The sequence below is a fragment of the Micromonospora aridisoli genome (genome assembly GCF_056150025.1).
Genome location: NZ_JAXCFK010000017.1, coordinates 83,558 through 89,148 on the forward strand (window position 1 = coordinate 83,558; position 5,591 = coordinate 89,148).

A 5,591-nucleotide genomic window follows, 5' to 3' on the forward strand; every position below is an offset into this window, starting at 1 on the left:
AGGTAGGCGTCGCGGTTGGCGGCGGCCAACTCCCGGTAAAGGTCGACGGCTTCCTGGCTGGCTTCCAGCGCTTCGACCCGCCGCCCCACCTCCGCCAACCGGTTCGCGTGGTTGTTCACCGACATGGCGAGGTTGGGCAGGTAGGCGTCGCGGTTGGCGGCGGCCAACTCCCGGTAAAGGTCGACGGCTTCCTGGCTGGCTTCCAGCGCTTCGACCCGCCGCCCCACCTCCGCCAACCAGAGAGCGTGGTTGTTCACCGACACGGCGAGGTTGGGCAGGTAGGCGTCGCGGTTGGCGGCGGCCAACTCCCGGTAAAGGTCGACGGCTTCCTGGCTGGCTTCCAGCGCTTCGACCCGCCGCCCCACCTCCGCCAACATCGACGCATGATTTATCACCGACGCGGCGAGGTTCGGCAGGTAGGCGTCGCGGTTGGCGGCGGCCAACTCCCGGTAAAGGTCGACGGCTTCCTGGCTGGCTTCCAGCGCTTCGACCCGCCGCCCTGCCTCCGCCAACCGAACAGCGTGCAAGGTCAGTAACGACGCCCGGTCGTTCGGCTTGGACGCCTCGACCGCGGCATGCAGGGCGTGGGTGGTCAACGCGAGCGCGATCGGACCGAACTCCATCGACGGGTACGGCACCCGACGCGCGGTCCGCTGTGCCCAGTCAGCGTCAAGCTCAGCCGCGACGAGCAGCTCTGTGACCCGGGGAGCGAGTATTCCAGGAAACTGAAGACCGACCTGGAGCACCGCTTCGGTCATCACCGGCAGATCCGCGGACAGCGCCACGGCGATCATCTCTACAGCGTCAGGCTGGTGGCTACGGGCGCGACTCAACACCGTCAACACCCGCACCGCCTGACCAGGAGCCAACCCGTGCAGCATCCTGCCGCGCTCGGCCGGGGCACTTTCCCGCAGGACCGCGACCGCGAGGTCCTCGGCGAGCAGATCCGGCTGCAACGTCCCCAACCCACCACCCGACCCCACCGCCGGGTAGAGACCGTACAGCCAGTCCACGTACCTATCCACCAACTCCGGCAGCGCCCCGTCCAGGCCCGGCACCCGAGGGACCAACTCCACAGCCTGCTCACGGCTGTCCGCGCCTAACAGCGCAGCCACGGCGACCAGCCGCCGCAACACCACGTCGAAGGTCGACTCGCCCGCACCCGGTAGCCCATCGCGGTGGGCCCGGTGGCGCCAGTACCGAGCCTCATGGCCCAGCACCTCAGCCAGCACGTCGTACCGGTCATCCCCACGCGGCCCACCTAACACCACCAGCAGCGCCTGCGCATGCAACCGCAATACCGGCACATCCGGACCCACCTCATGCAATGGGATATCGGCCGGAGCACGGCGGCCCAGCCGACCAACGAACGCCACCACCGCCTCAGCCACAATCTGCCGTGGAGTGTGGCCCTCAATATGGGCCGGTACCTCGATCACGTTCGCCGACACGGTCAACGCGTCCACCAGATGCGCCTGCGGCGGATACGCCGCCGACAACGATGACCACCACAACCCCGCCGACCGAGCCAGCAACAACACCCGCACACCACCAGCCCGCTGCGCGACACACAGCAAATGCGCCAACGCCTGCGGGTCACGGGCCTCGGCGTAATCCACCGTCAGCAACAAGCGGCCCGGCCGATCACCCGCCTCCAGCAGCCCGACGACCGTCACCTCACCGCCAGGCGCCACCGGCCAGCACGCCCAGCCCGTCAACCGGCCAGCGAAATGCCGCGCCAACCGGGTCTTACCCACCCCACCCGCACCCACCAACAGCCGCACCACACCCGCGTCCGGATCCGCGCACCACCTGTCCAACGCCGCCAGCAGCCACCCACGACCGACGAACCCGACCACCGCCGCCATCGGATGCAAAAGCCACACCACTGACTCCGGCAGCTCGGCCACCAACGCCCCCGCGAACAACCGATCCCGCCGCTCGCCCCGCTCACGCGCGGCCCGTGTCCACTCGAAGACCGACGGCGCGAACGATCCCACCACCGCGGTCGTCGCACCCGCGACCACTGCCCAGACCGGCTTGTCATCCGTAACCAACGCCCACACCGCCGCCGCCACGACCACTGCCGGAACAAGCACCGCCCACCGGTAGCGCCGAACCCCATCCCGAAGCACACCCGCACGATACTGAAAGTGATCAGACCGACACACGGTCGATCATCCGAGATGACATCCGCTCATCGGCATGAGCGTGCGCCGGTGATGGCAGTCCCGAACCGCGTCGTGCAGGCACCACGTGAACGGTTCGTGGGCGAAGCCGCTCGACCAACACCCTCCCGCGCCGGTCACCGGCGACTGCTACACCGGCCGCTGCGGTTCATGCGTAGCCGGCACCGACCTGGTCCAGACCCGATGGACACCCCGGCGACGAGCCGGGAGCCCGGCTCGTACCGGCCCAACCCCAACCCGCACGGTCTTCAACCGCACCGCGTCAACTGCCCTCCACTACCCGGCGCCCGGGACAGGACAACCGGGCGGAAATCAGATGCCCAGACAACACCTCCACCATGATCCAGACCAGGCGACACGCAAACGCACTGGTCAGCACGCACGAGCACAAACCGCCACTCAGACGGCACGCGAACTTTGGAGCACCAACGGAGCACCAAGCTCCCACATGATGGAAGATCGCGACACATAGCGGGAAAGAGTCAAGGCCGCAACCAACGTTTTCGCTGGTCGCGGCCTTGATCGTGTGGCGCGCCCGAAGGGACTCGAACCCCTAACCTTCTGATCCGTAGTGCAAAGCTACGGGCGCATACTTCTACAAGTAGCAGTCTTGACGAGTTGCGTCCGACTGCAAACCGTCCGATCCTTTCAAGTCCGGGTACGTCTTCCCAGGTCCACGCCACGCAGGAGAACCTCATCGGCAGCCACCGATAGACAAACGGGCAACACGATCTCTATCTGGTCCGACTACGTAGCGGTACGTCCGTGACAGTTCCCCGACGTCCGAGCAGCTACCGATCAGCCATGGTCGCCAAGCTCGTGGTCTTAGCATCGGATCTACCGAGCACCTCCGACAAGGGTTCACGACGATGGCGACTGCGGCCGACTGACTCTTCGCGGCGTGCCATACGTGAACAGCCCGCGAGCGTATACAAAGTGGTGCTCACCGAAGCTGGCACGGTTGGCGACCTGAACGTCTGACTCCTAGCAACAGTTCGCATTAAGCACAGCCCCCGACTCCGCAAAATCCTCAACCATCAGGGTCCTATTCGCGACGCATCCCCGAGTAAAGTGCAACCACAACGATTTTCGAGAATCCGCCAAGACGGTGCTATCCGGGCACGACTTCGACGTTTTTCTGTGAAAGTATTCCGAGGATTAAATCCAACTGGGTCAGGGTCCCGCTGGCGCTTTCCACGCCTTCCACGCCCGCCGACAAGGAGGATCTCGCCACAGCCATGTTCCGCCAGATCAGCCGGGCGGGAACACCCCGCAGGCCCTCCTCCAGGCACTCTTCCAAAGCGGTAAAACTCTGCCCGAAGTATCCTCCCGGGCCACGAAATGCCTCGCCGATCGCACAGAAAAAGCTTGCAACGTCCTTCACCTCATCGCCTTCCATCACGATCCCTTGAGGTGGCGGAGAGTTCGTTGTCTTCTTGGCGGACTCCGCGTGCCGAAGCCCGGCCACCTCGACCCACCCCTCGCGCGATCCGACCGGAATGGCCCGCCACTCACCCGGCTGCGGCTCGGAGACACGGAACCTGTCCCACAACCTGCGGGCCTCGACGTGCGGAGGCAACTGCGTCAGGGCCGTAACGACCAGAGTTTCGGGGGCACCACCGGGGATCAGCCTGGCATCCCACAGCGAGTAGCGCCCCATGGGCTTCCCTTCATCGTCGAGGACTAGAACCTCCACGTCTCCAAGAAGCGCGTCGAGCCGCTCTTTCCGGTCGGGCCGCACCAGACTGAAAGTGACTCGGGAATCCTCGGACTCAAGCAGTGCGCCGTAGTCGTCGAAGCTGTATCTACCGATGAAAAAACCTTCAAGATCACCAACTCTAAGTAGGAGACCATCGATCTCCTCGACCCGGACCGCATACTTCACCAACGTCACTCCCAATCACCTCTTTATGCGGCCAGCTTCCATCAGCAGCCCGACGCAACATTGATCTTAACGTAATGGTTGCTCGTGAAGCCGTACTCGCCGAAGCGGTTCGGGCCGACGATCCGGTAATCGTCATTTTTTCCTCGAACCGCCCACTCCGGAGTGCCCCCGAAACCGGATTTCGCACCCGGACCCCACTTGCGTGCATGTGCAGCCGATTCTCTTCCTTGATAAAGAGTCTGACTGCCACCCGTCATTCGAGGAATGCCCTCACCGGCCTTGATCCTGGCGATCTCTTCCCGGGCCCAGCGGGGAACGACATCATTGTCGTTGTGCACCAGCACCGAGGTTGTGCCGGCGATCACATAGTACGTGTGGATGTCGGCAACAGTTAGGTTATAAACGGCCTGCTGCTGGCTCCAGGTACGCAGGTTGGTCACCTGGACGTCGGCACCGGAAGGGGTTCTCAGCAGGTCTCCGGGGCGTAGGTCTTTGGCCTCGACCCACCGTCGGATTTTCTCAGCCCAGAACGGGTGGTTGTCGGTGGCGACGATCTCGTCGGCGGGTTCGGATTGCGATCCGGCGGTAACAGTGATCGCGACGAGTTGCTTGGGACCGTCGCCGTTGATGATGTGCGTTACCAGCCGTTCGCCCGTCTCGCCGCTTTCGGGGTCCGTGGCAAGGACGAGGTCGCCCACCATGACATCTTCGATCGGCTTCGTGGAGCCGTCCGCCATTAAGACGTTGGTGCCACTTATGAAGCTGTTGGAGCCTTGGCAGGCGGACAGCTTCGTCTTGTATCCAGCTCGGCCGCCCGCGCCAGCTGTGGCGCCTCGTGCCCCTGGCGCTGCTCCGCCACCACCCTCGAACAGGCCCTCGGCCAACATGTTGATGAGGATGTTGTCATTGGTGATGGCTATGCGGACCGAGTGTCCACATTCTCCGCTGCTACAGATGCTGTAGAGGGCGTTGACCGCCTCTTGGTCGGCATAGAGATCATCGCAGACAAGGACGGTTCCGCAGTAGAAGTTCTGATCACACTGAGCCCCACCGGCGCCGCACCATTCTCCGAGCAGTTTGGCAACTTTGGCGCCACTGATGCCCGGGGGCACCGGATAGCTGTTGACATAAACCTTTCCATCGTCTTCGACGGTCACCTTATAGTTCGGGGTGTTCACGATGACGATGGGCGGCCGCGGCGCCGTGGAGTTCCTAGTTTTCGGGGTGTAGTCGACGACTTTGTGGACGCCGCGTTTGGGGCTCATGTCGCGGACGTGGCCTTCGTTGTCGCCGGTGGCGTAGAGGCCGCTGGGGTCGCTGAAGGTGATCGGGTTGTTGTTGGCATAGGAGTAGCCGTGCCAATGCTGCGGCTGGGCCATGTCCTGGATGGGGTCAACCGAGATGGGGACTGCGTAGATTTCGGCTCTGTCTCACATTCGGTGGTGACCGAAAGCGGTCGATGTCGTTGAGGTCACGTGTGCAAGATCGATGATCTTACGAAGATGGTGTTCTCAGGG

2 protein-coding genes, 1 tRNA gene and 1 pseudogene are annotated in these 5,591 nt (G+C 63.8%); all 4 read right to left on the reverse strand.

Going from position 1 to position 5,591, the window contains the following annotated elements:
• Window positions 1-2,078: pseudogene (locus SM447_RS27015) on the reverse strand (hypothetical protein); the annotation flags it as partial.
• A 638-nt stretch (window positions 2,079-2,716) separates the two neighbouring features.
• A tRNA-OTHER gene (locus SM447_RS27020) sits at window positions 2,717-2,778 on the reverse strand.
• A gap of 522 nt (window positions 2,779-3,300) precedes the next feature.
• Window positions 3,301-4,083 (reverse strand): barstar family protein, encoded by a 783-nt coding sequence (locus SM447_RS27025; RefSeq protein ID WP_474575692.1) that lies wholly within the window; start codon window positions 4,081-4,083, stop codon window positions 3,301-3,303.
• A 32-nt stretch (window positions 4,084-4,115) separates the two neighbouring features.
• Window positions 4,116-5,453, reverse strand: coding sequence for a polymorphic toxin-type HINT domain-containing protein (locus tag SM447_RS27030; RefSeq protein ID WP_474575693.1), 1,338 nt, complete (start codon window positions 5,451-5,453; stop codon window positions 4,116-4,118).
• Window positions 5,454-5,591 lie beyond the last annotated feature (138 nt).